At 63.3% G+C, this 275-nt stretch carries 1 protein-coding gene; it reads right to left on the minus strand.

The annotated features are described in order from the left end of the window. Positions 1 to 275: LysR family transcriptional regulator substrate-binding protein (locus tag ACG9ZB_RS17320; protein WP_419326855.1), on the minus strand; the 275-nt coding region annotated here is incomplete at both ends.

The following is a 275-nucleotide window of genomic DNA, read 5'->3' on the forward strand; positions in this document are numbered from 1 at the left end:
GCTGTGTTCAGCGGGCGGTGGTGGTCGTAGACGAGGCAGATGCTGCGCTGGGGGATGATCTCCTGCAGGTGCAGCTGGACGAGTTCGCCGCGTTCCAGCGCAGCTTTTGCCATCGGTTCCGGCACGAAAGCAAGGCCCAGCTCGCTTTTTACAAGGGTCAGCATCTGGTCGGTGGTGGCGGCTTCGGTGTCGGGCCGGAGGACGGCATCGTGGTCAAGGAAGAACTGCCGGTAGAAGCTGCGGGTCATGCTCTCGTCGCTGAGGGAGATGAGGGG

The organism is Acinetobacter johnsonii, from assembly GCF_048551975.1.
In the GTDB taxonomy this organism is placed as follows: Bacteria; Pseudomonadota; Gammaproteobacteria; order Pseudomonadales; family Moraxellaceae; genus Acinetobacter; species Acinetobacter johnsonii_A.